A 26,812-nucleotide genomic window follows, 5' to 3' on the forward strand; every position below is an offset into this window, starting at 1 on the left:
AACATCCTTCCTTGCTATTGACCGATAACGAGGTTTGGCAGTGTTAAAGAAATCGCTGGAACGAACGTAATGAGCATAAGCGCGGCAAATATGGCGAGGTAAAACGGCCAAATCGTCTTGACGGCTTTTTCCATCGGTAGCTTTCCAACCGCGCATCCGACAAACAGACAGGTCCCTACGGGTGGGGTACACAATCCAAGACCCAAATTCACCAACAAGATCATGCCGAACTGAACCGGGTCGATGCCAAGCATGTTCATCACCGGCAAGAAGATAGGCGTACAGATCAGGATCAAGGCCGCCATGTCCATGATCATGCCAAGCAGCAGCAGAACGGCGTTGATCATCAACAGGATCAAGATAGGGTTTTCAGTAATACCAAGCAGAAACTCAACCGTCTTGGTTGGAACCCGGTTGAACGTCAGCATATAGGCAAATGCCCCGGCGCAGGCGATCAGGATCATCACCATTGATGTGGTTCGTACCGATGAAATGACTGCTGTTTTGAAATCTTCCCAAGAAAGGCTGCGATACACGAACACAGTAACAATCAAGGCGTACATCGCGCCGAAGGCACCGGATTCAGTGACCGTGAACACTCCAGACAAAACACCGCCAACGATGATCACAGCCGTCAACAACCCGGGGATTGATCCAACAAAGGCAATGGCCAGGGCCGTCCATCCGGGAAACTGCTCAGCCTGATAGCCGCGTTTCACCGCAACCACATATGCCGCAATCGCAAGGCAACAACACATCAGAATGCCGGGCACGACACCAGCGAGAAAGAGCTTAGAGATTGAAACCGCGCCGCCCGTGGCAAGGGCAAAGATAATCATGTTGTGACTAGGCGGAATGATGATCCCCGCGATGGAAGATGTCACCGTGACATTGACCGCATAGTCTGCGTCATAACCTTTGTCCTTCATCACTGGAACCAAGATCGATCCCAGCGCAGAAATGTCGGCAATGGCAGAACCAGAGATGCCACCAAACAACATCGAGGAAAACACGTTTACGATCCCGAGACCGCCGCGAACCGCCCCGACAGCGGCCTGCGCAAATCGGACCAATCGCATTGCGATACCGCCATGAAACATAAGTTCGCCGGCAAAGATGAAGAACGGAATCGCCATAAGGGAAAAGACGTTGATTCCAGAAACGATGCGTTGAAAGCCAACAAGAAGTGGTAAGCCTTCAAACCAAAAAGCAGAAAGCGCTGCGATGCCAAGGGCATAAGCCACAGGCGCACCGATGACCACACAAAGGGCAAAGACCCCCAAAAGAACTGCAAGTCCCATAATTAGCCCTGATCTATATTATCTTGACGTTGATCGTGGCCCATCAATAAGCGGATCAAATGGCCCGTTGAAAAAAGGAACACTAAAGCCCCACTGATCGTCAGTGGCAATGATCGCAAGCCCTCGGACCATTGGATCAACGGTATGAGAGTGTCCCATTTGAACTTGGTCAGCTCTATCCCATACCAAAACATCATGGCCCCAAAGCCCGCCATAAGAATATCAGTGACGAACACAAATACGGTGCGAACAGAAGAAGGCACGACATTTCTAAATACAACGACTGACAGATGCGTGTGATTGTGCACGCCAGCTGCGGCGCCCAGAAATGCGATGACCATAACCAGAAGCAGTGAGACCTGTTCGACCCAAGTTGGCGTGTCATTCAAGACATAGCGGCCAAATACAAGCCACGCGAAAATCGCTGTCATCACAACAATTGAGATGCCTGCAAGCAGCACGCAAAGGCGTGCTAAAAATCCAAGCGTCATGTCCATTGACCTTAGAAAAGCAGGCGTTGTTTTAGGTTGTTGCATTTGTTCCTCTTGGTAGAGAAACGCCCGGTCACCCAAGGGTGTACCGGACGCCCCTAGCTAAAGCGTATAGGCGGCTTATTCAGTCGCTTTTGCTAGTTCCACCAAAGCTTGCATGTCTGGGTTGGCCGCAAGGTAGTCCGCGTAAACCGAATCCATCGCCGCCTGGAATGGCGCTTTATCGGCGATTTCGTTTACGACGATACCAGCAGCTTCAACATCCGCACGCGCTTGCTCGGAACCAACAGCCCAAAGCTCACGCTGGAACAGTGCTGCCTCTACTGCCGCCCCACGAACAGCTTCCTGCATCTCGGGTGAAAGTGCGTTGAATTTTGCAGTATTCACACAGATGCATTCAGGGATGATCAGGTGCTCTGACAACGAATAGTGAGTTGTCACTTCGAAGTGGCCAACGTTTTTGAAGGATGGGAAGTTATTCTCTGCACCATCCACAACACCCGTCTTAAGCGCCTGCTGAACTTCGGAGAATGCCATCGGTGACGGGTTGCCACCCATTGCAGAGATCATTGACGTGTAGAGATCGTTGTTCATCACGCGGATCTTCAGGCCTTCGACATCTGCGGGAGTTTCGATCGGCTTTTGGCTGTAAAACGACCGCGCGCCAGCATCAAACCATGCCAATGGCAGAACACCTGCTTCGCCCATCGCTGCTGCAACAACCTCGCCCGCTTCACCCTCCATGACGCGGAACATATGTGGGACGCTTTTGAAGACGAATGGTAGCGAGACAAGGTTCGCTTCCTTTACCATCGGACCGATTGGGCCAAGGTTAAAGTTACCAATTTCAATCGCACCAATGCGAACCTGTTCCAGAGCGTCAGGCTGAGACCCCAATACGCCACCGTGGAACACGTCAACTGTCACCTCGCCATTCGTTGCGGCGTCAACCAGTTCAGCAAACTTGTCCATAGCGGCCGTGTTCGGATGACCGTCGTTATGGATATTCCAAGCGCGCCAGTTCTCGGCACTGGCTGAAGTTGCCATAAGTGCGACAGCGGTTGCCGCAGCGAAAATCGATTTATTGAATGTCATGGGTTCTCCTCCCCCGTTGTATTCGCGACAGAAATTCACCTGCAAAAACTTCCGAACGCCGCATGGGCAAGCCATCGGAATATTGAAGAGCGGGAATCGCTGCCCCTCAAAAGGGACACTAGAATCCAAGTTACGTCAATACTGGGATACTAGAAAACATCCTTGTTGACAGCCCGACTGGCTTTGCTTTTCATAAGTCGCACGATTGCGATCACTTGAAAGCAAGGATATTTGGAATGAAATTCGCAGTGATCTCAATTTCCAGCTTCTGAATGGCAAGTTGAAATTCGCAAGGGAAAGGCTGTTAATGCGCGACGCCGTGGAAGACATAGTTAGACGAACCACAACCGATGCGGTTTATGACAAGTTGCACGAAGAGATCGTGTCACTTGAAATCCTTCCCGGAACGAAGTTATCCGAAACAGAAGTTGCTCGCAGGTTTGGGGTTTCACGTCAGCCTGTTCGAAACGCATTTACCCGTCTAGGCAATGAAGACTTGCTCGTGATCCGTCCACAAAAAGCAACGGTTGTGCGTGGATTTTCTATGGAACGCGTATCGTTGGCCCGCCTTGTTAGGCTGTCCGTTGAATTGGAGATTGTCCATCGAGCAATCGATGTCTGGGACCCATCCCGCGCAGAGAAACTTCAGCAAAACCTATCTTTGCAGGAAGAAGCTATCAACGCGCTTGACCTATCGGCATTTCACGCTTTGGATTACGATTTTCATAAGTTGATTTATGAGCTTAGCGGCTGTCCATTGGCTTTCGAAGTGACGCTTGAATGCAAACAGAAAGTCGACCGACTTTGCTTGCTAAGCTTGGAAAAAAACAGTGAAGGGCCTTCAATTTACCAAGATCATCGCAGAATTGCAGAGGGCCTAGCATCTGGTAATCTAGAGAAGGCGCAAGGCGCGGTTCGCAAGCATTTATCCCGCCTGGACGAGACAATTGCCTTCATTCACAAAACGCATCCACATTACTTCGAATAATAATCGCATGACGTTCTTTCCCGTTCCGTCGGCACTGTGGGCCATTGGGCACCTGAAGGCTTTTCGCCTGACCGCAAAGAATTAAACAGCACGTAACGCCCATGGCTCTTCAAAGGGTTTGCCATGGTCTTCCGCCCCATCTGCCAACATTTTTTCTCGCTTCAGGCGGCGTGATTATGTGCCCTGCTCTGCCCCCAGATGATGATCCAGCGGCAGAACACAGGCGTCAGGAACAAGGTGACTACCATTGCAAAGCCAAGCCCGCCGACAATACCCCAACCAATCAAGTTTATTCAAAAGGGCTAGCTTACCACAACTGGAAGCCTTTTATCACGGCTGCAAAACGAAAGCTGCCATTCGCCCAAACTTTGGCGAAAGACGGTTTGGGCCGTTCGTGCCGGCGTGATTTAGGCTAATCACTCGCGATGCTGCAAAGCGGAGAACGGCGGGTTTGAGCCCAAATTGACAGATGCTGCGCTACGATTGAATGGCCTCTTCTGCCGTGACAGCCAAATCGGCATTGTGCCCTCTTTAATGCAAGTGGTGGAATTGAAAGTCGTCGATGGCATCAGGTGTTCGACGAGGGATAGACCTACAAGGGGCAAGTGTCAGAAGTGATCGGGTTCGCTATCGCTTCCTTTCAGAACCGACGAGCGCAGTCGATTGATCAATTCGAAAGATTTGCCCAACTGCTCTACGCGGGCCGCGAGACGACGTGCGCCTATGCGCTGGTCAACCGCCTCACTGTAGTGCTGCTGGGCGCGCTTGATTTCTTCGGCAAGCCAGTCTCGATATTCCGCCAAGAGCGCGGGAAATTGTTGGTCGTCGGCAATGTGATCGAGGACGAGCTGAAGCCTCGCAGGGTCTTCGGCGGCGAACCGGAGCTCAATCGCCCCAACCTTGGCACCCGCTGCAATGAAGTTTGTGACATCCTCTTTGCTTCCTTCATCCAACGCCGCCGCAAGCGGCGTCACTTCGTGCAAGGTTCGGGCATGGATATCGGCACCAGCCGAAATCAGCATTTTCAGGATCGAAAGCCGCGCGCGGCCCTTGCGATTCATGCGTGCCATCGCGTGCAGAACCGTCTCTCCCAGTCGCGTGCTCAGATCTGTCCTCGCGCCGGCATCAAGCATCAACTGTACACGCTCTATCGGCCTTGAGCGTGCACTTATGGCCCAGACAAGTGGGAACGGCGAAACTTCCCCAAATCCTGAGCCGTATGTTTTATCAAGTGGAACAGACGGAAGAAGCGCGCAGAACTCTGCGAAGTCCGTTGCCGTTGCGAGAGCCTCTGCCGCATCCGTCAAACCGCTATATTTCATCGCGCGTTTGCTTTTTTCAGAGAGCCGTTTCATCTCCGCCTTTTGCCGTTCGGCTTCGGCTCGGTCACCGTCCGCACATGCCCGATCGAATGCTCGGCATGCGGCCATGAACTCCGGGAAGACGCTGATCTGTTCGGCGAAACGTCGTTGGTCTTCCGGCATGAGATTGGCTGCGTGTTTACCCAGCGTCGAAACGAGATCGTCAGCGAGGCGGGCATCTTCCTTCTTGCTTTCAATGCCGTCGAGAACCTGTTTCGCCAAAGCGACGCTCAAATTCTGGGCGGCTGAAAGTTCGTTGGACATTTGTGCTGCTCGTTCTTGCCGTTACTTGAGGCAATGGAGCCAATATCCATTGAATGTGACACTTTTGAGGAAATTTGCGGGACTGTAAGTCTTTTCACCCCCGGCGATTTGGCTGCCGTGAGGAAGGCGAAGTGTCGGCCGCAATGCTGTGCCTATGTCCATCCCCTCCTTCCGAAAGGAGACATTGGATAGTCCGATACCAAGGCCGGCAAAGTCCCGCATTCCGGTTATCGGCGCGCACTGCAGTCAATCTCGGCTTCTGGAGTAGTTCACGTCGACGCTTTTTTTTTGCAGCGAATGACGGGTTCGAGCCCAAGTTTCAAATGCTGAATAGTGCAGCGCACCAATGTCCGCTCTTTAGGTGCGGCCAAAAAAATGAAAAATTCAAACGCAGTTGTGCCAAGGGCTTGTAACACAAGCCCTTTCAAAGACTTTGTGATCGTTCTGTAAGTGACAGGAACAACCTTTTTGATGAGCTTACTTTGGACAGGTTAGGTCAACTCGGATGTGTAGCACCAAATTGGTTAGTGAACCTTCCGGCACCGCAGCATCTCCTGTACACATTCAAGCACAAAGTAATAACTTACAAACACTAGGCTTATGACTCCTTAACCTTCAAAAGCCTTCAATCACACACGATAATAAAATATCACAGCTTTGGTAATGGACCTTTCAGACTAACCAATCAGGTGGCCCTGTGCGATTTGAGCCAGCCATTGCATGATCGATCTTATGAGATAAACGTGAAGGGCTTTGGCAGTGCAAGACCACACCAGAGAGGCTCAGGCAGATGAGTAGGAAAACGATCTATCTTCACATGGGGCTGCACAAGACCGGAACCACGAGTATCCAAAATTGGCTTCTCTCCAACTCCGATGCCCTCCTAAAGACCGACTTGGCGTTTTACCAAGGTCGATACATCCCGTCGAACCACATCGAATTTGCGTTGTCATCGCTTCGTGATGAATTGGATGCCCCAATAAAGCGGCGGGTCGATTTGGATCGCGAGCGGCTATTCGAAGAAACCAAAGCCCAGCTGGAATTGTTTCTCTCAAAAACACGTGCGTCTCGCCTGATTATTTCGAATGAAACGATATCATTCATTCGCGACAAGACAGAAATGAAGCGCCTGCGATCTATATTTCCGCCAAACGCTGCAATTGTCCCAATTATTTTCTTGCGTTCAAAAGAAGAATGGTTGGCCTCATTCAAGCAGCAGATGTTCAAAATGGGCCTGAAGGAAAGCACTGATCCGAAGTCTTGCACGTATTTTGGATCGGACACCTGGCTCTTGCAGCACGAGACACTGGTTGATCTGGTCCGACGCACCTTTGGTGAGGTAAAGACCGTGCAATATGATGGGGCGTCTTTACGCCAACTCTTTTCTACGATTGGCGCGGATATTGATGTTGAAGAGCCAATGTTGAACGTAACCAGAAAGACAAAGACTCTTAGAGATTAATGCGTCCAGAGACTCGCGTTTTCGCGGATCGATCTCGCCCCAACGTTACTCTCAAGACCTCAAACATCTGGCCATTTCTACTGATCTTGAGACATTCGACAAAGATAGGACGTGACCGTTGCAGCTTTTGTAGCAAGAGCACCCCGGATTACGCCGCAGAGATCGAACTCATACTTTTCTACGATTGACAAAAAACGACCGTTTGCGGCCAGCCAGTTTGCCAGGAATGGCCTAGGGAGGAAATCATCCGAGGTTTACCAGACAAGCTGAAAACGGCGCGGGCATTCCCGAAGGCCAGTAGGCACTACAACAAAGGCGAATGGGACGAAGCGCTTGATTGCCTGAATGTGAAAGCAGCGGATGAGGAGTACGAGCTTAAGTTCGTGCTCCTCCCCGCGAATATCCTGCACCGTGCAAAACGGCTGCCCGAGGCAATCAGTTGTTACGCGGAGTTCAAGCGGCAGGCCGCAGGGTGGACTTGTATGAGCGCGGCAGACAATGAATACCTCATTGCTTTTGCCGATTACTTCGAAGATCAGGCCATGGACGCATACTTTGATGGGCATGTCCGATCGGTTCAGGCATCCACCCACGTGCAGCTTGCGAGGCAGGCATCCTAAGTGACAAAGGCGGAATTCGTTCCAGTCGGCTAGGCGATTATTCCCCAAAAGCACGATCTGCTGTCTGATTGGTGCCGCCGATAAAGTGGCTTTGCCATGCTATTTGGGCGGCCAGTATCAGCCAGAACACAATGGTTGAAGGGTGAATGGCAAAGCTATCCGCCAGAGATCATAGGGGACCGAGACATCGCGTACGACCATTTCGGAGAGCCGCGCGAAATATCGGTGTCGCAGGGATCCGTTGTTAAACTGGCCAAAAGACAAACCCGACAAAAATACTCTTTTAATTTACGACGCGACCCGTCAAAACCTTGGCAACCAATAGCCAACATTGTCTGGTCAACATGAGCGAACTTCCCGGAACCCTTGCAGAATATGCACAACGTGCATCGGAAGTTTTGTCGCCGGACACTGCGGCATACTTCTTAGGTGGCGCGGGAGCGGAAGTGACGTTGGCGCAGAACCGCTGCGATCTGGACAGGGTCAGCATTCTCCCCCAACACCTTCGCGATTTGCGCGGCGGCACGACCAGTCTTGACCTTATAGGGCAACGAATGGCGCATCCGATCATCGCGGCGCCGATGGCGTTTCAAACGCTTCTGCATCCCGATGGTGAATGTGCGACCGCCGCCGCCGTGACCGCACAGCAAGGGCACATGGCCCTAAGCGCGCAAGCGTCGCAGCCCATGGCGGATGTCATCGCGTCGGGCCCCGGATGCGTCTGGTTTCAGATGTATTGGCATGGCAACCGCGAAACGACCTTGGCGCTGGCACACCGGGCGGCGGCCGCGGGGTTCAAGGCGCTCATCTTAACTGTCGATGCCCCGGTAAACGGCGTGCGCGACGGCGAAATCGCGGCGGGGTTCTCTCCGCCCGAAGGTTTGGGCGCTGTGAACTTAAATGGGTTACCCCACCCCCAATTCGCCCCATTGCACGAGGGCGAGTCTGCGATCTTTGACCGGATCGCCCATGTATTGCCACGTTGGGACGATGTGGCTTGGTTATGCGACCAGTCGCCTTTGCCGATCATATTGAAGGGTATTCTGACCCCATCGGATGCCTTGCGCGGGGTTGAGGCGGGCGCGGCCGGGATCATCGTGTCAAACCATGGCGGACGGGTTCTGGACGGCGCGGTGTCGTCCATTGCGGCGTTGCCGGGTGTCGTAGCGGCAGTTGATGGTGCCGTGCCTGTGCTGATGGATGGCGGCATTCGTCGCGGCGTCGATGTGTTTCGCGCGCTGGCGTTGGGCGCGCAGGCGGTTCTTGTCGGTCGGCCAATCGCCCACGGCCTGGCGGTGGGCGGCGCGCATGGGGTCAGTCATGTTCTGCGCCTGTTGCGGGACGAGCTGGAAATCACGATGGCTCTGGCCGGGTGTGCGACCTTGGCCGACATCACAGCCGACCGCGTGACCCACCCGTTCGGCGCGGCCTAGCCCTTCTTTCGGATGCTGTAGTTCAGCGGAATCATCAACGTAAAGCTTTCGCCCGAAAGGTGGTTGGGCGGCGTCGGCAGCTTTTCCAACGCGTCAAAAACGTCAAGCGCGGCTTGGTCCAGCACCGACGACCCGGACGAGGTTTCAACCTCGCGCGCGATGACATTGCCATAGCGGTCGATGGTGAACTTCACGCGAACTTCGCCCTGCACACCCTTTTTGCGGGCGGATTTGGGATAGGTCTTGGCTTTGGCGATGCGCAGCACGACGCTCTTTTGCCATTCGGTGATTTCTTCCAGCTGATCGGCGGTCAGGCCTTCGCTGCTGGCTTGTGCCTTTTCGGCCTCGTCTTCGGAATCGACGCCAGACACAGACGCCTGCGAGGCATCCGCGGCAACGGCCCCTAAGGATGACGCTTCGTTGACCTGTTCTTCCTGATACTCCGCAGCCGTTTCGTGGGCCTTATCGTCAACCTCTTCTGCCGGTTCGGGGCTGGCGATGCCGAATTTCAGCTCGTCATCCTGCACATCATAGGGGGTCTGGTTCAGGATCGGCTCTTCCGCCGCCTTTGAGGGGTCCACGACCTCGGGGCTTTCGGTGACGGTTGGGGCCTCTTCAGCCTCGGCGACTTCTTGACTGTCTTCGCCGGCCTGCGATGGGGCCGCGATGATATCGGACAGATCAAACATGATCGCACCTTCGATGCCCGTGTCTTTGCGCGTTACCTCTGGTTCGGGGGCTGCTGCACGTTGCAGAAGGGTGACCGGCAGCATCACGTGTGCGCCGGCACTTACCCCAACGGCCAGCACGGCAACGGGCCACAGCCCGCCCCCGGCGCGATAAGTCAGGCTCATTCTGTGGCCTCAGGCGCGATGGCCGGATCGGCCGGGGCGGCAGCCTCGTCAAGGCCGACAAGACCGACCTTCAGATAACCGTCAGACCGCAGGATGTTCATTACAGCAATCAGATCGCCATAAGGCACAGATTTGTCGGCGCGGATATAAAGCCGTTCTTCGCGGTTCAGCCGGGTCGCGACGCCCACCTCCATCAACAGTGCGTCCATCGTGGTTTCAGCCTCGCCCACAGACAGGCTTAGATCTTCGGCCAGCGTGATGAAGACAGGTTCCGATGGGCGCTGTGGGGCATCCGCCACCGCGACAGGAAGTTCCACCGGAATATCAACCGTCGACAATGGAGCGGCGACCATAAAGATGATCAGCAGCACCAACATAACATCGATGAACGGGGTGATATTGATCTCGGCGTTTTCAACCAGATCATCGCCGTCGTCCGTTCCTAACCGTGCGCCCATCGGTTTACTCCGCCGCCTGTTGCAGTGGGATATCCACGCGAACGGGCAAGTCAGCGCCCTTTGCAACCGCCGCTAGGTCCAGATCGCGGGACAAGGTGCGTTGTACCAGTGCCGCAGCGTCGGCCAGCATTACGCGATAGCCGCCGATCCCACGCACAAGCAGGTTGTAGAAGATCACCGCCGGAATGGCCGCAACAAGGCCGATGGCTGTGGCCAGCAACGCCTCGGCAATGCCCGGCGCAACAACGGCAAGGTTGGTCGTGTTGGTTTCCGCTATCGAGATGAAGCTGTTCATGATGCCCCAAACGGTACCGAACAGGCCGATGAACGGCGCGGTGGACCCGGTGATCGCCAGAACCGGCGTGCCAACGCCCATTCCGCGCGCGGCGCCTGCTTCGATACGGGACAGCGCGCTTTCGGTGCGTTCCTTGATACCCGCAGCCCCTGCATCACCCGAACGGTCGCGTTCAGCCACAGCCGCACGTACCATCGCGCCAACGACCCCGCGACGTTTGGCGAAGGTTGCCTCGGCCGCAGGCAGTGAACCGGCGCGATCAAGCCTGTTGAAGTTGCCCTTCAGCCGCTGTTTGGCCGCGTTTAGCGTCAGAAGTTTAGAGATGAAGATCGCCCAAACCAGAACCGACGCAACCGCAAGCGAGATCATCACCGCCTTAACCACAACGTCAGCGGCCAGATACATCCCGATGGGCGACATGTGATCGTGCCCCGCCTCGGCCAGCCATTCGCCAACCGTGGCCCGGCCCGTGTCGATCAGCCCGGTCGCCTGCCCCGACAGGCCGCTTTCCTGCGCGAAGACCGGGGCCGCCAGCAAAATCATAAGAACTGTTGAAAAAGTACGTTTCATCATAAGTCTGTCCATTGGCGGATCATGTTGTGATAGATGCCGGTAAGCCTGACGACCTCGTCATCGTCGGTGCCCATTTTCATTGCCAGCGACTGAATGGTCTGATCGAAATCGAACAGGATCGTCCGCTGTTCGTTCGACCGCACCATGCTTTGCAGCCAAAAGAACGAAGAGACCCGCGCGCCCCGTGTCACCGGCACCACCTGATGCAACGATGTCGACGGGTACAGAACCATGTCCCCCGCAGGCAATTTCACCTCTTGGGTGCCATAATGATCTTCGACGATCAGCTCGCCCCCGTCGTATTCATCGGGTTCCGAAAAGAAGACCGTCATCGAAAGGTCGGTGCGCAGTTGGTCACCGTTAAAGGGGTTGCTGCGGATGGCGTTATCCACGTGAACGCCGAATGTTTCGCCTGCCTCGTACCGATTGAACATTGGGGGCAGAATTCGCAACGGCAACGCGGCTGACAAAAACAGCGGGTTCTGGCCCAGCCGTTGTAAGATCAGCTGACCCAATTCGCGCGCTGTTTCGCTTGTCTGCGAAAGCTGTCGGTTGCTTTTTACTTGGCTTGATTGTGCGCCTGCCGTCTTTTTACCGTCTTCCCATTCCGCCGCATCAAGCCGCGCGCGGATGGCCCTGACTTCGTCTTTGTCGAATACTTCGGGAATGGTGATCAGCATCTCACGCTCCTTGTTAAAACACTGGTTGGGGCGGGCCGAAACCCGCCCCAACCGAGGGAAAAGGCTGTCTTAGAACTTCATTTCCAGCGATGCCCAGATTTCGCGGCCAGGCGCGACATAGGTGAACGGCTCGCCCGAACGATAGGCGGTGTCGTAGTAGGTTTCGTCCGCCAGGTTATCGACGCCGAACCGGATCGCTGTTGTGTCGTTCAGCGCATAGGAACCGACCAGATCAACGGTCCAGTAAGACGGCAGAGTGTTGCCGTTCGGAACGCTGCCGCCCAGTTCCCGTGTGCCGGTATAGTTGGCCTGAAGACCAAGCATAAACGCGTCGGTCAGGTCATAGGTTGCCAACAGGTTGAACTGTTCATGCGCAATGGTCGGCACTTCTTGACCCTTTGCACCATCAACGTCACTTTCCAACGTTTCGCTTTCCATGAAGACCGCGCCGCCAAACAGGCCGATACGATCAGACACTTTACCCGAAACGCCCAGCTCCAGACCGCGCATGCGGTATTTCAGCGTGTCTTGGGTCACCGACGAACCACGTGGCCCGATATCTTCGCGCGCGTTTGCTTTGGTGGTCTGGAAAAGCGCCGCAGTCAGCAGCAGGTGCTCTTGCAGTTCATACTTTGCGCCGAATTCGAACGAGGTGTTCTGTTCAGGATCCAGATCCTGACCGCCTTCATCCAGACCGCCGTAATAGCCACCGCCCGCGGCAACTTCTTGGCCCATTGGGTTGGTCGAAGTCGCAGCCGCCGCATAGAAGCGAAGGTCCTGACGCGGTTTCCACGTCACACCAAGATTACCGTTCAGCATCGTATCGCTGCGGGAATAGTCGTATGGCGAACCGTCACGCGCTGTACCGGTGCGATCGATTTCGTAGTGATCAAGGCGAAGCCCCGCGTTGACCGACCACGCATCGGAAAGTTCAACAGTATCAAGCGCATAGATCGACGCGGTTTTCACCTTGGTCTTGGTGAAGCTGTCGCCACGTACTGGCGAAGTACCAAGCCAGCATTCGGTCGGATCTGGGTTAACCGCTGAAACCGTACAACCACGCTGGCCTGCGGGGGGCTCATAATCTTCCGACTGAAGGTTGTTATAGTTGGTGTATTTGATGGCCTCGCTCGACAGGCTGACACCCGCGATCCAAGTGTGGTTCTTGCCAAGCCAATCGGATTCACCCGCAAGTTCCAGATCGTTCGAAATCACGTCTGTCTTTTGGTAACGGCTTTTGAAGCTAAGCCCGACATCCCAATCTTCGGGGTTCGCCGATCCGTTGTCGGTAACGCTGCTTGGTGCCGTCAGCACAAAGTCGTTGATCGACGTCGAAGCACGAAGCGTGTTCGTCAGTTTCATGCTGGGCGAGATGTCCCAGATCAGACGACCCGTCGCGACGTTCTGCTCAACAGTTTGGAAGTCTCGCTCGGCAACGCCATAGAACGTGTCGCGGTCAATACCAAGTTCGGTCACAGGGCCAGATGGAATCGCGATGCCATCGGTGGTGTCGCCATCGTTGATGTAAGGCACACCCCAGTCAGGCGTTTGTTCGATCTTGGTATAGGTGTAATCCGCCTCAAGCGTGACAGACGGCGAGAAACGGTAACGCAGCGCGCCCGCCAAACCGGAACGGTCGTCGTTTACGTCTTCACGACCGGCAATTTCGCCTTCTTGCAGCATCCCGTTCAGACGGAATTGCAGCTTTTCGTTTTCACCCCAGTTGAAATCGAATGTCTGACGCTTGGTGCCTGCGCTGGTGACCTTGGTCGAGGTCTTGTAGAAATCCACGTCCTGCGGCTTTTTCGACGCGATGTTCAGTGTTCCGCCGGTCGTACCACGGCCGCCAACAGAACCTGCTGGGCCTTTGATAACTTCGACCTGTTCGGTGCTGAACGTTTCGTGGACGGAAATGCCGGGATCGCGGACACCATCGACATAGATGTCGTTGTTCGCGCGGAACCCGCGGATATAGATGTTATCCCCGAACGAGCTGCCGCCTTCGCCAAACCCAAGCGAGATACCCGGCGTTGTCCGCGCCAATTGGCGGATCGATGTCGTGCCTTTGGTTTCAATCGTTTCTTGGGTGATCGCGGTGACTGTACGAGGCGTATCGATGATCTCGCCCGGCAGTTTTGCGTTGTTCAGCCGGTCGGCTTTGAAGGGTGCGTCCGGGTCCGCGTTGGGGTTGCCACCTGCCTGCGCCCAAGCGCGCGCTTCGGCTGCTGCCGCTGCTTCGGCGGCTGCGCGTTCTGCGGCTTCTTGGTCGGCACAAACTTCGGTTCCGGCAAGTGCGGGCGTGCAAACGGTTGGGGCCACGGCCGTTCTAACAACCGTCGGCGCGGCGCGGCGCGGCGTTACGGCGGGCGCTGGCGCGGGCGCCGGAGCTTCGGTCGTTTCAACTTCGACCGTCGGCAAAACGATCACAGCCTCATCCACGGCTTGACCGTAAGCCTGCCCAGCAAAACAAGCCGCCGATAGCGATGCCCCGAATAAAGTTGCTTTCTTACTCGCACGGCCCAAAAGCGCCGAAGACGGCGCCTGTCGCAATGTACGCATTTCCATGTCCCTTGATCTGTTAATCAGCATCCACTTCACGCCAAGGCGTGTTTCGAATGCGCAATTGACTGTCTGGAACATGTGTCTTGATGGCGTGTCGCGCTTCGGGCGTCTCGTAATTGACTATTTTAGTAAAGTAAAGCGGACCGAAGGAATTTGCGCACCAGAAAAACCGCACCGGCGGACCTGTTGCGCGGGCCGAATATTGCCAGCTTTAATTCAAAATTAGCGTCCGAAACGCGGCAAAACGCACCGCCTCTTCGCCCAAGATGATTGCGAAAGAATTAACTCTTGGTCGCATGCAAAGCCACGGCCGCATGTCGGTTGATGACCCGCGCGACTCAGTCCCCTTGGGCCAGCGGCAACCGCGCGATCGTACTTAGCGTAACGCCGTCCGGTGCCTCCACCATAACCGCACACCACCAGTCATAGTCCAACTGTAGCATCGCAGGCATCGCGCCATGGGTTGCGTGGGCGGTACGTGCCTTCGTCAAAGGATCCTGCGGCAAATCGACGGCAAAGCGCACCTTCACCCGCCCCAGCGCGCGTTTTCGCAGATGAAAAACCAGCGGAACGACAAGCGCAGCCGCCACTGCGGCCAACGCTATTATCGTTGGAAAATTCATCGCGCGCCTCCTTGCCGTCTAGACCCCGAGCCAGCGCGATGCTGGCCCCGCTAGACGATCTGAAGCAACAGCTCACGCGTATTTTCGGCTGTCATCTCAACCGGGTTTCCGCCCGTACTTGGGTCGATCAATGCCCCGGCCACGATGCGATCGATATCGGGGTTTTCGATCCCAAGGCCCGCAAGCGTCCTTGGAACACAAAGGGACGCGTTCAGATCATCCACATAGGCGCAGAACCCATCGAAACCGCCCACAATGCCAAGGTAGTTCGCCGCCTGCCCGATGACGGTTTCAATCGCGGGTTTGTTGAACTGAAGCACCGCAGGCATACAGACCGCGTTCGTTGTGCCGTGATGCGTGTGATAGATCGCCCCGATAGGATGCGACAGCGCGTGGATCGCCCCCAGCCCCTTTTGAAACGCCGTCGCGCCCATAGCCGCAGCCGACATCATATGCGCGCGCGCCTCTAGGTCAGTGCCGTCGGCATAGGCCCGTGGCAGGTATTCCTTCACCAACCGCATCCCTTCCAGCGCCATGCCCTGTGACATGGGGTGGTAATGCGGTGAACAGAACGCTTCGACGCAATGGGCAAAAGCATCAAGACCGGTGCCCGCCGTTATGAATTTCGGCATGCCCACCGTCAGTTCGGGATCGCAGATAACCACCGTTGGCAAAAACTTGGGGTGGAAGATGATCTTCTTTTCTGCAGTTTCAGAGTTGGTGATGACAGACGCCCGGCCAACCTCTGACCCCGTCCCTGCTGTCGTCGGCACGGCCACAATCGGCGCGATGGCGTCGGCATCGGCGCGTGTCCACCAGTCACCGATATCTTCAAAATCCCACAACGGGCGGGTTTGCCCGGCAAGGAAGGCGACCAACTTGCCCAGGTCAAGCCCCGATCCGCCGCCAAAGGCAACGACACCATCGTGCCCGCCCTCTTTGAAGGCCTTAACGCCGGCTGCCGCGTTCTTTTCGTTGGGGTTTGGGTCAACATCGGCAAAGATCGCGCGACCAAGGCCCGCAGCCTCTAACAGGTCAAGCGTGCGGGTGGTTATATCCATGCCAGCCAGCCCGCGATCGGTGATCAGCAGCGGCTTCTTGATACCCGCAACCGCACAGGCCTCTGCGATTTCAGAAATGCGCCCGGCCCCAAAACGGATGGCGGTAGGATATGACCAGTTTGCAGTTAAAGACATCAGCTTAAGCTTTCTTAAGGTGGTAAGATTTGGGACGCGTCAGGTTGTGGTATCCGATCACGGAAAGCCCCCCGCCACGCCCGGTATTTTTGCAGCCCGTCCAGCACAGACCCGGATCCAGATAGTCGGCGCGGTTCATAAACACGGTGCCGGTTTCGATCTGGTCCGCAATCGCCTCGGCCCGTGCGGCGTCTTGAGTCCAAAGCGACGCGGTCAGGCCGAATTCACTGTCATTCATCAACTTAATCGCTTCGGCGTCGTCTTTTACCGGCATGATGCCGACAACGGGGCCAAAGCTTTCGTCGCGCATGACGCGCATGTCATGTGTCACGTTGGTCAGGATTTGCGGCATCAGATAGGCCCCGTTGTCATTCGGGAACAGCGCAGGATCGATATGCGCGGTCGCGCCTGCGGCGATAGCCTCGGCTGTTTGGGCGCGCACCTCGTCGGCGAAACGCGCATGGGCCATCGGGCCAAGCGTGGTTTCGGGGTCCAGCGGATTGCCCAGCTTATAACCGTTGACGATGGCCACCGCCTTTTCGACAAACGCGTCAAACAAACTTTCGGCGACATAAATCCGTTCGATCCCGCAGCAGCACTGGCCCGAATTGAACATCGCCCCATCGATCAGCGTATCCACCGCCGCGTCCAAGTTTGCGTCGTCCATGACATAGCCGGGGTCTTTGCCCCCCAGCTCCAGCCCGATACCGGTAAAGGTGCCTGCCGCCGCGACCTCCATCGCCTTGCCGCCGCCAACAGAGCCGGTGAAATTCACAAAACCAAAGGCCCGATCCGCGATCAGATCAGATGTCGTTTTGTGATCAAGGAAGACATTCTGAAACACATCCTCTGGCACGCCAGCCGCGTGGAATGCCGCCGCCATCCGTTCCCCAACTAGCGGCGTCTGAGAGGCATGTTTCAGCATCACCGCATTACCCGCAATCAACGCCGGGGCAACCGTGTTGATCGCCGTCATGTAGGGATAGTTCCACGGGGCCACCACCAGCACCAAACCGTGGGGCACGCGTTTGATCACCCGGCGAAAGGCATCGCTATCTTCGACCTCAATCGGGGCCAGCGCATCATGGGCAATTTCGGCCATATAGCTTGCGCGTTCGTTAAAGCCGCCGAATTCGCCGCCGTACCGAATGGGGCGCCCCATTTGCCATGCCAGTTCCGGGACGATTTCGTCGTTCATCGCCCCCACTGCGGCAACGCCCGCCTGCACAAGTGCGATACGTTCGTCCAGCGGCCGCGCGGCCCATTCCGATTGCGCCGCCTTGGCCCGCGCAACGGCGGCGTTGGCCTTTGCGCGCGACAGGGTCGGACGTTCCGCATAAACAGACCCATCGATGGGCGAGATGCATTTGACAGTCATGGATTAGGCCCTTTCAAAGCCACGCGCGATTTCCCAATCGGTCACCACGCGGTCGTATTCTTCTTGTTCCCATTCAGCAGCGCGGGTGTAGTGATCAACCACGTCATCCCCCATCGCGCCCCGCAGGAACGCCGAATTGCGCAGCGTTTCCGTCGCTTTGCGCAAAGTCTGTGGAATGTCGCCTGCTTTTGCATCTTCATAGACATCGCCCGTCGTGGCGGGTGCCAGCGTCATCTTGTCTTCGATCCCTTTGATCCCTGCGGCAAGCATCGCTGCCTGCGCCAGATAAGGGTTCAGGTCCGACCCGCCAATCCGGCATTCCACGCGCACGCCCTTGGTTCCATCCCCACACAGGCGGAAACCGGCGGTTCGGTTATCAACGGACCAAACGGTCTTTGTCGGGGCGAATGTACCCTTTGCGAACCGCTTATAACTGTTCACATAAGGCGCAAGGAAATAGGTGTAATCAGGGGCATAGGCGATCAGGCCAGCCATGTAATGGCGCATCAAATCCGACATCCCCAACGGCGCGGATTTGTCAAAGAACGCTGGCTCTCCATCTTTCCACAGCGACTGATGCACATGGCTGGAGGACCCAACGCGGTCATGGTGCCACTTGGACAAGAAGGTCGCCGCGCGGCCGTGCTGCCAGGCGATCTCTTTGACCGCATGTTTGGCGATGGAGTGGTGATCGGCGCAGTCCAACGCGGGCGCATAGCGGATGTTCAGCTCTTCCTGCCCGGTCTCGGCCTCGCCCTTCGAATTTTCGATGGGCAGACCCGCCGCAAACAGGTGGTTGCGGATCGGGCGCATGACGCCCTCTTCCTTTGTCGTCTGAAGGATGTGGTAATCTTCGTTATAGCCGCTGATCGGCTGCATATCGCGAAAACCCGACTTGCGGATATCGTCAAAGCTCTGTTCGAACAGGAAAAACTCCAGCTCGGTCGCCATCATGGCGTCGAAACCCAAGGCTTCTAGCCGCGCGATCTGCTTTTTCAAAATCGCGCGCGGCGAATGGGGAACCGGTTCATGGGTGTGATGATCAAGGATATCGCAAAGCACCATCGCGGTCCCTTCCAGCCACGGCACCGGGCGGATCGTTCCCAGATCGGGCTTCATGACGTAATCGCCATACCCCTTTTCCCAACTGGTCGAGGCATAGCCATCCGGCGTCGCCATCTCTAGGTCGGTGGCAAGCAGGTAATTGCAGCAGTGCGTTTCGTTGAAGGACGTCTCAACAAAATTCACCGCATGGAACCGCTTGCCCATCAAGCGCCCCTGCATATCCACAAAGCAGACCAGAACAGTATCGTAGGTGCCGCTTGCGACGTCGGTTTTCAGCTGATCGAAAGTTAAGGTTCCGGGCATGTCTAATCCAAGTTCGGTTGGGTGGTGGGGGCAACGCAGTGCTGCCCCCATCTAAGCGTCAGCTGTAACGGTACGGGCGGCCCGCCTTCAGCATATCGGCGTTGTACTTCTTGATGATATCGACAACGCGGCGCTTCGTCTCGGACTCGGCTGCGATCTCTTCCCAGAACTCATAGGCTTTGGTTTCCACCGTTGCCCATTCTTCGTCCGGGATGGAGGTCAGCTCCATCTTGGGGCCGTTAACGCGCAGGTCGGCCTCGCCGCCCCAATACCACCACTGACGATAGTAATGCGACTGGTCACAGCACACGCGGAACAGCGTTTGCAGATCTTCGGGCAGTTCGTTCCAGCGTTCCATGTTCGCAAAGAACGACCCGGCCCATGCGCCCGAAATGTTGTTGGTCAGGAAGTAGTTGGTCACGTCAGCCCAACCAACGGTATAATCCTCGGTGATGCCGGACCATGCGATGCCGTCCAGTTCGCCGGTTTGCATGGCAACTTCGATATCCTCCCAAGGCAGGTTCACCGGCACCACGCCAAACTGGCTTAGGAAACGGCCAGCCGTCGGGAAGGTGAAGACGCGCTTGCCTTCAAGGTCTTTCAGGCTGCGGATCGGATCTTTGGTTGCGAAATGGCACGGATCCCATGCGCCGGCGCTGATGTGTTTCACGCCAACCTTGGAATATTCTTCGTCCCAGATTTCGTTCAGGCCGTATTTGTTGAACAGCACCGGCACATCAAGCGAATAGCGCGACGCGAACGGGAAATAGCCGCCAAACACGGTCACTTCGGTCGGGGACGCCATAGAGTCGTCATCGGACTGTACCGCATCAATCGTGCCGCGCTGCATTGCCTGAAACAGCTCTCCGGTTGGAACCAGCTGATCTGCGAAGAACAGTTCAATCTGCATCCGGTCGCCAGCGATTTTGTTAAACATCTCGATCGCGGGCACGATCACCTCGGCGGCCAAAGCCGCGCCAGCATAGGTTTGCATCCGCCATTTAATGGTACTTTGGGCAAGCGCAGGCGTTGCCAGCGCCGCCGCCGGCGCAATCGCCGCACCCTGAATAAACTTACGTCTTGAAGTCATATCGTTTCTCCTTGTTGGGTTTCGACCGCTTCGGGGCGGTTCTTTTACGGTTTGTTGTAAATGTAGTCCGGCAACCAAGTCGCGATGCCGGGGAAAACCATGACCAGCACAAGCGCCAGAACCATGATCAACACAAATGGAGTGATCGACGAATATATGTCGCGCAGGCTAATCTCTGGCGGGGCCATGGCCCGCATCAAGAACAGATTATACCCGAACGGAGGCGTCATATACGCAATTTGCGTCGTGATGGTGTAAAGGATGCCATACCAGATCAAATCAAAGCCCAGCTCTCCGACCAGCGGAACATAAAGCGGGGCAACGATGACCAGCATCGCGGTGTCATCCAGAAACGTTCCCATCAGGATGAAACTTAGCTGCATCAAGATCAGGATCATCAGCGGTGACAGGTTCAGTTTTTCGGTGAACACATTTTCAATCGCCTTAACCGCGCCCAGACCGTCAAACACAGCCCCAAACGCAAGCGCGGCAAGGATGATCCACATGAACATGCAGGTAATGCCAAGCGTGTTGCGTACCGAGTTTTCAAAGACCTCTCGTGTCATGCGCCCTTTCAGAACCGCAGCCACGAACGCCGCAATGGCGCCAATCGCCGAACTTTCAACAAGTGACGTCCACCCGTTCACGAAGGGCACCATCATCACTGCAAAAATAACGACAGGCAGCAGACCCGCCCGCAATAGGCGCATCTTTTCGGCGCGTGGGATATCGCGTTCCGCGGCTGGCAACACTGGGCCCAGCTTGGGGTTAATCCGGCAGCGAATGACGATATAGGCGACGAACAGGCCTGCCATCATCAGGCCCGGCAGAACACCCGCCAGCCACAGCTGCCCAACGGGTTGGCGCGCAATCATCGCGTAAAGAACCAACACTACGGACGGCGGCACAAGAATGCCCAACGATGACCCTGCTTGGATCACCCCCGTCACCATCCGCTTGTCGTATCCGCGCTTTAACAGCTCGGGCAGTGCGATGGTTGACCCAATCGCCATCCCCGCCACCGACAACCCGTTCATCGCCGATATCAGCACCATCAAACCGATCGTGCCAACCGCAAGGCCGCCGCGCAGGCCACCCATCCAGACATGGAACATCTTATAAAGATCATCGGCGATCTTTGATTCCGACAATACGTAGCCCATGAAAATGAACATCGGCAGCGTCAGCAACGGATACCATTTCATCAGCTTCATGGCGGCCGAGAAGCCGATATCAAAGCCCCCCTTGTCGCCCCACAATAACAAGGCCGCGACAACCGCGATAAATCCGATGGCCCCGAATACGCGCTGCCCTGTCAGCAGCATCAGCATCATCGTTGAAAACATCAAAGTGGCGATCAATTCATAGGACATCAGATCGTCTCACCCTTCAGTCGAAGCACGTCTTTCAACAGCTCGGAAATGCATTGCAGCAGCATCAGGAACATCCCCAACACCATCACGCCTTTGATTGGCCACAAATACGGGCGCCACGCGGTCGAGGAACGCTCCATCCGGCCGATTTCCTCTGATCCGGTTAGAAGCCCGCCAAAATAGGAAAACGGTTCGCTTCCCCAATATCCCAGCGAATAGGCGGTTGAACTGACAGCCCCGTAAAGCAGCACGCAGAGATAGAAGATCAGGAACAAAACCGTCAGCAGGTCAAACCACGCCTTTTTGCGCACCGACCAGCCACCATACAGCAGATCCATCCGCACGTTACTGCCAAGCTGAATGGAATAAGGCCCGCCCAGAATGTAATAGGCCACCATCACGAACTGAGCCATTTCCAGCGTCCAGAGCGAGGGCAGAAAGAACGTTTTGCTTATCGATGACCACAGCAAAATCCCCATCAGGACGAAGATGCCGTACATAACGATACGCCCAACACGATGGTTCACCGCATCCACAATGCGGATATAGCCGCGGATCAATCCCGACATTGCACGGCCCCCTTTTCCGTCGTCAAAGCAAAGGCTTGCGCAAGCCACCCGGCAATCAATCCCGCCATCGCGCTCTGTTCGGTTTCGGTTTGGATCAGGTCATTCCGGATTTCCAACATCACGTTCAGATGCCCGGCGCCAAGCGCATGCTCTTTCAATGTGTGTGTCACGCCATGTTCAGGGCCATAAGGCAGATTGCGCCGGACGTTGTACCCGGCGTGGCTTGGCGTCGTCTGCAGCATCGCGTCGGCCAGACGGCTGTCGGCATCGTGAAGCACGCCAATTTCGACATCCCGAAGTTGGCCGTGATACACCGGCGTAAAGCTGTGGATCGTCACAAGAACCGGGCTTTGCGTCAGGTTCATCCGGTTGGCCACCGCCCCGCGAAAGGGTTCGTAAAACGTCTGCGCGCGGGCCGTACGCTCTTGCAAAGACAATCCAACATTTCCGGGAATATCGATCACCTCGCTGCGCGCGGGCATCGCGTCTGCGGCCGAAGGTGGGCGGTTGCAGTCATAGACAAGCCGCGAAACCGTACTGGCCACCAATGCCGCGTCCAGCATGCTGGACAAACCGCGCGCCACTGCCATGGCCCCCGGATCCCACGCGGCGTGGCTTAGGCGGGTTTCTTCGGACAGGCCCAGATTCTGAAAGGACGCAGGAATTTCATGCGTCGCATGTTCACACACCAACACAACTGAAGATGTCCCATTAGGGTTCACCGTCTGAACAGGCTGTACCAATGCTTCCCCACCGCGTTGTGCCGTTGCCTCGACTTCGCTTACAAGCTGCTTGCCAAAAACGGTTTCTGTCAACATAATTTTGAAAAATTAATATCAGCAAGATGTGCTTTGTTATTTTTTCGATCAAAAAGGGAGCAGTTCATGCCCGACGCGGCACTCACGATTTCAGATCTGATTCAGCAGCGGCTTGACGATCTGACCCGGGCCGAGCGTCAGCTGGCGCATTCCATCCTTGAAAATTATCCGGCTTCGGGGTTGGGACCACTGACGGCACTTGCGAAAGACGCCAATGTATCGGTCCCCACGGTGGCGCGCATGGTGCAAAAGCTTGGTTTTAAAGGATATCCAGAGTTTCAGGCCGAACTGCGCGAAGAGCTTAAGGCGAAGGTCAAAAACCCCATCGCCAAGCACGACACATGGACGGGCGGCGCCCCATCGGGGCACATACTGAACCGTTTCACCGATGCCGTGATCGACAATATCCGCCACACGCTTGGCCAGATCGAACCCGCAACTTTTGACGACGCCTGTGCGATGATCGCCGAAACCGACCGCCACCTTTACATCGTGGGCGGGCGCTTGACCCACACACTGGCGGAATACCTGTTCCTGCATATGCAGGTGATCAGGTCACAGATCACACATATTCAATCCACGTCAAATGCCTGGCCCCACTATTTGCTAGACGTGAAAGAGGGCGATGTTTTCGTCATCTTTGACGTACGGCGATATGAAAACAACACGCTGAAGCTGGCCGAAATGGCCCACGCCAAAGGAGCAAGAATTATCCTGTTTACTGATCAATGGCGTTCACCGGTTCATCAACTGGCTCAGATCAGCTTCAGCAGCCGGATCGTTGTACCATCAGCATGGGATTCCGTCGCAACGACACTTCTGCTGGTCGAAACGATGATTTCCTCGGTCCAGAACCTGAACTGGAGCGACACCAAATCCCGTATGGAAGAACTGGAAGAAATGTTCGACCAGACAAAGCTTTTTAGAAAGTTCACCTAGCGCCGAACACCCCTGCCCCCGCTATTGCCCGCTCATGCTCTGCCGGAACGAAGGCTCCACACGATAAAGCGAAAACCGCCCAACTTCGCGGACTTGGTTCAGCCCAAGCGAAGCTGGCAATGCCTTCTGGCGCTTGTCCAGCAGCAGAACATGAGTGAATTTCTTGTCCCAGTTCTGCACAAATTCATAGGGTGCAGTTGGATGCCGATCATCCGCCAGCAGTCGAAAATCGACCGCGAAAAGCGCCGGATGCGCGTGGTCAGCCCATTGGGGAAGAAGCGTGATCGCATGCACACCTTGGAACAAGGTTGGCACGAAGACATCCGCCTGCGGAACAAGCAGCCCCTGCAGATGAGACAGGCGTAAATCAGATGCCCCCACCTCGGCACGAATTGGCAGGACACGATCACCGGGCGAAAGCGTTCCAGTCGCGGCGCGCATATCGCGCACCTCCGCGTCATAACGATACGCAAAGCGTTCAAAGGCAATTCCGCGCGCGCAGATCAAGATTGCGATGATCGCGACAAGCCCGCGCAGCTGACCCCGGCTTAGCCCGCGCCAAGACGTGCACGCGATGAATACGGCACAGGTTAAAACGGGCGCGCGGATTTGCACAAATGCCACGCCGTTCAGCCACGTCGGCGCAACAAGGCTTAGCAGGACCAGCGCGATAAGGACCCCCCGCGCCTTGTCTTCCAAAACCAACCGTGGCCCATCAGTTTTACGCAGGCACCAGACAAAGACAGCAAGCAACGCCAGCACCGCAGCCCCAAGAAGGTTAAGCGCAGGGAAACTCTGAGTGTTCGGGGCAATCGCGGGGGACGTGAAGACTGCGATCCGATCCGCGATGTAACCAAACCCGTTAAGAAGCTCTGCAGGCGACTCGGGGCCTGACTTCAGCATGACGAGCAGCCAAACAAGCGGGATGACAAAAGGCACCATTTGCACCCCAAGCCGTATAAGCCGCCGCGCGACGCTGCCTTTGCTGGCCAGCGCCAACTGAACCTCTCGTCCGAAAACGGCGACAGCCAGAAAACCAAACGCAAAGAAATGCATAAGGTAAACCGCCGCCGCATAGATCAAGAACACGGCAAAGCGATACCGCCGCCAGTCTGGCCGCTCCATCCCAAGCCACAGCGCGATGCCATAGATCGTGAATGGCATTGACCAGACGTAGTTTTGGAACCCCCAAAAGAAGGGCGCGCTGAACACCAGCAATCCAGCCGCCGCAGACCAACGCGTCCATCTGCCATGAATGACACGGGCCAGAGCCATGGTTGAGCCAACAAGGTTGACTGCGTAACTGGCCATCACCCAATTGGAAAATCGCGTCACGTCCCCCGGCGCGCCAAGGCCAAGCCAGATCAGATCAACGGCCGAATTCGGCACCAATCCAATTTCGTAACTGTAATATTCTGACAACGCGTTTTCTGGCGCCATCGCCGCAATATACAGGCGCGCAATATGATTGGGCAGATCGACCAGCGGCAGGTTGATATGCGCAAGAATGGGCAGCGCGGTAAAGGCGACCACAAACAGCGCGCACCATACCACATTCAACTCGCCCCGGCTTTCGACGCGGTGGGAAACGGTATCTGTCAGCATTAGCGGCTCGAATTTGCGGTCACGTTGATGACTGGTGCTTCGATGTCTTGTTCAGCATCCCCGGCCGACACGATTTCATCGACAATGAACCTGGGGCGCCGCTTCGTCTCTTTATAGATTTTCCCGACATATTCGCCGATCACGCCCAAGGCGATCAGGTGCACGCCCCCCAGCAGGCTTAAGGGCAGAACAACCGACGTCCACCCCGGAATGGTATCCCCGCGCGCCCAGGCGTAAATTGAATAGAGGCTGTACAAGAACGTGATGGCCGCCACCGCAAAGCCAAACAACACAATCATCCGCAGCGGTTTGACCGAGAATGAGGTCACCCCTTCAAGCCCAAGCGAGATCATCTTGCGCAACGTATACTTGCTTTCCCCCGCAACACGCGGGGATCGGTCATAGGTCACGACATCGGTCGTGAAACCCAGCTGGCGCACAAGGCCGCGTAGGAAAAGGTTGCTTTCCTCAAAGCTGCGCAGCGCTCTTATCGACTTGCGGCTCATCAACCGGAAATCTGCGTGATCCGGGATCAGATCGACCCCTAGCCTTTCCAGAATACGGTAATATGTCCGCGCCGAAGCCCTTTTAAACCACGTATCGCTTTCCCGCGAAGCCCGCACACCAAAGACGATGTCAGCGCCTTTCAGGTATGCCCTGATCATCCCAATCACGGCATCCGGATCATCCTGAAGATCGGCATCCATGCTAACGACCACATCGCCGCCTGCATGGATCAGCCCGGCAAACAACGCCTGTTGATGGCCTTGGTTGCGTGACAGTTTGATCCCCCGCACAGTAAGAGGCGTCCGCGCGGTTTCGATCATCTTCCATGTCGCGTCATAGGACCCATCGTCCACCAAGACGACTTCGGTATTCTGGGAGATCAGCTTTGCAGCCTGAAGGTCTTCGTTCAAACGCTCCAGCCGTTCAAAAAGCGCTGGCAGGGCCAGTTCTTCGTTGTGGCAGGGCACGACAATAGAAAGGCGCGGGATGGCGCGTTTCGCCGCCGCGGTCGGAAAATCGACATCAACTGTGTTCTGAAAAGACGACAATTTTTGCTCCAATAAACGTCAAAATGCTGTAAATTGCCGCGCCCGAAATCTGAGCAACGACGTACGGAATACCCTGTGCCTGAAGACCAACAATCACCAAAAGGTTCACCCCGAAGGCCACCAGTACGACCAAAAGATAAAGCGGCAAACTGCGGGCCATCGACCCACTGTGTGCGAATGTCCAAGACCGGTTAAGCACATAAGACAGCAGCCAACCGATGAAGTAGCCCACCGCATTTGAAACCGCGAGGCTAAGCTCCGCCCCTACATGCAGGGCAAAGATCACCGCCAAGCCCACTCCGGTGTTAAGCAGCCCAATCAGGATATAGCGGCCGATTTGCCCGCGCAGGTTTGGCATGAC

The 26,812-nt window shown here is 55.9% G+C and carries 25 protein-coding genes; 5 read left to right on the forward strand and 20 right to left on the reverse strand.

The window, feature by feature from the left end:
- Nucleotides 1–14: 14 nt before the first annotated feature.
- The 3 genes from COL8621_RS11600 to COL8621_RS11610 all read right to left on the reverse strand — a co-directional run bounded on the left by COL8621_RS11600 (nt 15) and on the right by COL8621_RS11610 (nt 2,887).
- The gene (locus COL8621_RS11600; RefSeq protein ID WP_093967517.1) at nt 15–1,301 is read right to left on the reverse strand and encodes a TRAP transporter large permease; all 1,287 of its coding nucleotides are present in this window, start codon (nt 1,299–1,301) and stop codon (nt 15–17) included.
- Nucleotides 1,302–1,303: 2 nt separating this feature from the next.
- A complete protein-coding gene (locus tag COL8621_RS11605) occupies nt 1,304–1,837 on the reverse strand; it encodes a TRAP transporter small permease (protein ID WP_093967518.1) in 534 nt (177 codons plus the stop codon).
- Between the two features lie 75 nt (nt 1,838–1,912).
- Nucleotides 1,913–2,887: a TRAP transporter substrate-binding protein gene (locus tag COL8621_RS11610; RefSeq protein ID WP_093967519.1), complete on the reverse strand. Its 975-nt coding sequence runs from the start codon at nt 2,885–2,887 to the stop codon at nt 1,913–1,915.
- Between the two features lie 205 nt (nt 2,888–3,092).
- Between COL8621_RS11610 and COL8621_RS11615 the strand changes: the two genes are divergently transcribed.
- Nucleotides 3,093–3,875 carry a GntR family transcriptional regulator gene (locus COL8621_RS11615; protein WP_093967520.1) on the forward strand — a complete coding sequence of 261 codons (783 nt, stop codon included), beginning with the start codon at nt 3,093–3,095 and terminating at the stop codon, nt 3,873–3,875.
- Between the two features lie 608 nt (nt 3,876–4,483).
- Here the strand turns inward: COL8621_RS11615 and COL8621_RS11620 are convergent.
- A complete protein-coding gene (locus COL8621_RS11620; protein ID WP_093967521.1) occupies nt 4,484–5,500 on the reverse strand; it encodes an ankyrin repeat domain-containing protein in 1,017 nt (338 codons plus the stop codon).
- Between the two features lie 790 nt (nt 5,501–6,290).
- On the opposite strand from COL8621_RS11620, the gene COL8621_RS11625 reads away from it, so the two are divergent.
- The 3 genes from COL8621_RS11625 to COL8621_RS11635 all read left to right on the forward strand — a co-directional run bounded on the left by COL8621_RS11625 (nt 6,291) and on the right by COL8621_RS11635 (nt 9,015).
- Nucleotides 6,291–6,962 (forward strand): hypothetical protein, encoded by a 672-nt coding sequence (locus COL8621_RS11625; RefSeq protein WP_093967522.1) that lies wholly within the window; start codon nt 6,291–6,293, stop codon nt 6,960–6,962.
- Between the two features lie 482 nt (nt 6,963–7,444).
- The gene (locus COL8621_RS19165; protein ID WP_176438483.1) at nt 7,445–7,582 is read left to right on the forward strand and encodes a hypothetical protein; all 138 of its coding nucleotides are present in this window, start codon (nt 7,445–7,447) and stop codon (nt 7,580–7,582) included.
- Nucleotides 7,583–7,926: 344 nt separating this feature from the next.
- Nucleotides 7,927–9,015, forward strand: coding sequence for an alpha-hydroxy acid oxidase (locus COL8621_RS11635; protein ID WP_093967524.1), 1,089 nt, complete (start codon nt 7,927–7,929; stop codon nt 9,013–9,015).
- Here COL8621_RS11635 and COL8621_RS11640 read toward each other — a convergent pair.
- The 13 genes from COL8621_RS11640 to COL8621_RS11700 form a co-directional block, all read right to left on the reverse strand.
- A complete protein-coding gene (locus tag COL8621_RS11640) occupies nt 9,012–9,869 on the reverse strand; it encodes an energy transducer TonB (protein ID WP_093967525.1) in 858 nt (285 codons plus the stop codon). The two genes, COL8621_RS11635 and COL8621_RS11640, sit on opposite strands and share 4 nt — an antisense overlap.
- On the reverse strand, nt 9,866–10,327 hold the full coding sequence (exbD, locus tag COL8621_RS11645; protein ID WP_093967526.1) for a TonB system transport protein ExbD: 462 nt from the start codon (nt 10,325–10,327) through the stop codon (nt 9,866–9,868). The genes COL8621_RS11640 and exbD overlap by 4 nt, the downstream gene beginning before the upstream one ends.
- 4 nt (nt 10,328–10,331) lie before the next feature.
- Entirely contained in the window at nt 10,332–11,195 is an 864-nt protein-coding gene (gene exbB / locus COL8621_RS11650; protein WP_093967527.1) for a tonB-system energizer ExbB, read from the reverse strand.
- Nucleotides 11,192–11,875, reverse strand: coding sequence for a Fe2+-dependent dioxygenase (locus COL8621_RS11655; RefSeq protein ID WP_093967528.1), 684 nt, complete (start codon nt 11,873–11,875; stop codon nt 11,192–11,194). The genes exbB and COL8621_RS11655 overlap by 4 nt, the downstream gene beginning before the upstream one ends.
- Before the next feature lie 69 nt (nt 11,876–11,944).
- Nucleotides 11,945–14,434, reverse strand: a complete 2,490-nt coding sequence (locus tag COL8621_RS11660) for a TonB-dependent receptor (protein WP_093968541.1) — start codon at nt 14,432–14,434, stop codon at nt 11,945–11,947.
- Between the two features lie 341 nt (nt 14,435–14,775).
- Nucleotides 14,776–15,060, reverse strand: coding sequence for a hypothetical protein (locus COL8621_RS11665; protein ID WP_141137885.1), 285 nt, complete (start codon nt 15,058–15,060; stop codon nt 14,776–14,778).
- A gap of 50 nt (nt 15,061–15,110) precedes the next feature.
- On the reverse strand, nt 15,111–16,256 hold the full coding sequence (locus COL8621_RS11670; protein ID WP_093967530.1) for an iron-containing alcohol dehydrogenase: 1,146 nt from the start codon (nt 16,254–16,256) through the stop codon (nt 15,111–15,113).
- Between the two features lie 4 nt (nt 16,257–16,260).
- The gene (locus COL8621_RS11675; protein ID WP_093967531.1) at nt 16,261–17,634 is read right to left on the reverse strand and encodes an aldehyde dehydrogenase family protein; all 1,374 of its coding nucleotides are present in this window, start codon (nt 17,632–17,634) and stop codon (nt 16,261–16,263) included.
- 3 nt (nt 17,635–17,637) lie between these two features.
- Complete coding sequence (locus tag COL8621_RS11680) at nt 17,638–19,002, reverse strand: glutamine synthetase family protein (protein ID WP_093967532.1); 1,365 nt, start codon at nt 19,000–19,002, stop codon at nt 17,638–17,640.
- A gap of 58 nt (nt 19,003–19,060) precedes the next feature.
- Nucleotides 19,061–20,092: a TRAP transporter substrate-binding protein gene (locus COL8621_RS11685; protein WP_093967533.1), complete on the reverse strand. Its 1,032-nt coding sequence runs from the start codon at nt 20,090–20,092 to the stop codon at nt 19,061–19,063.
- Nucleotides 20,093–20,136: 44 nt separating this feature from the next.
- On the reverse strand, nt 20,137–21,465 hold the full coding sequence (locus COL8621_RS11690) for a TRAP transporter large permease (RefSeq protein WP_093967534.1): 1,329 nt from the start codon (nt 21,463–21,465) through the stop codon (nt 20,137–20,139).
- Complete coding sequence (locus tag COL8621_RS11695) at nt 21,465–22,034, reverse strand: TRAP transporter small permease subunit (protein WP_093967535.1); 570 nt, start codon at nt 22,032–22,034, stop codon at nt 21,465–21,467. The genes COL8621_RS11690 and COL8621_RS11695 overlap by 1 nt, the downstream gene beginning before the upstream one ends.
- Nucleotides 22,022–22,852 (reverse strand): N-formylglutamate amidohydrolase, encoded by an 831-nt coding sequence (locus COL8621_RS11700; RefSeq protein ID WP_093967536.1) that lies wholly within the window; start codon nt 22,850–22,852, stop codon nt 22,022–22,024. Before COL8621_RS11700 ends, COL8621_RS11695 begins: the two co-directional genes overlap by 13 nt.
- Before the next feature lie 66 nt (nt 22,853–22,918).
- On the opposite strand from COL8621_RS11700, the gene COL8621_RS11705 reads away from it, so the two are divergent.
- Nucleotides 22,919–23,791 carry a MurR/RpiR family transcriptional regulator gene (locus COL8621_RS11705; protein ID WP_093967537.1) on the forward strand — a complete coding sequence of 291 codons (873 nt, stop codon included), beginning with the start codon at nt 22,919–22,921 and terminating at the stop codon, nt 23,789–23,791.
- Nucleotides 23,792–23,812: 21 nt separating this feature from the next.
- Here the strand turns inward: COL8621_RS11705 and COL8621_RS11710 are convergent, their stop codons facing one another.
- Genes COL8621_RS11710 through COL8621_RS11720 form a run of 3 tightly spaced genes read right to left on the reverse strand, consistent with a single transcriptional unit; the run spans nt 23,813 to nt 26,809 of the window.
- Nucleotides 23,813–25,396: a hypothetical protein gene (locus tag COL8621_RS11710; protein ID WP_093967538.1), complete on the reverse strand. Its 1,584-nt coding sequence runs from the start codon at nt 25,394–25,396 to the stop codon at nt 23,813–23,815.
- Nucleotides 25,396–26,451: a glycosyltransferase family 2 protein gene (locus COL8621_RS11715; protein WP_207652087.1), complete on the reverse strand. Its 1,056-nt coding sequence runs from the start codon at nt 26,449–26,451 to the stop codon at nt 25,396–25,398. Before COL8621_RS11715 ends, COL8621_RS11710 begins: the two co-directional genes overlap by 1 nt.
- Complete coding sequence (locus COL8621_RS11720) at nt 26,426–26,809, reverse strand: GtrA family protein (RefSeq protein WP_176438484.1); 384 nt, start codon at nt 26,807–26,809, stop codon at nt 26,426–26,428. Before COL8621_RS11720 ends, COL8621_RS11715 begins: the two co-directional genes overlap by 26 nt.
- Between the last annotated feature and the right edge of the window lie 3 nt (nt 26,810–26,812).

It is taken from the genome of Actibacterium lipolyticum, from assembly GCF_900184935.1.
GTDB classification, from domain to species: domain Bacteria; phylum Pseudomonadota; class Alphaproteobacteria; order Rhodobacterales; family Rhodobacteraceae; genus Actibacterium_A; species Actibacterium_A lipolyticum.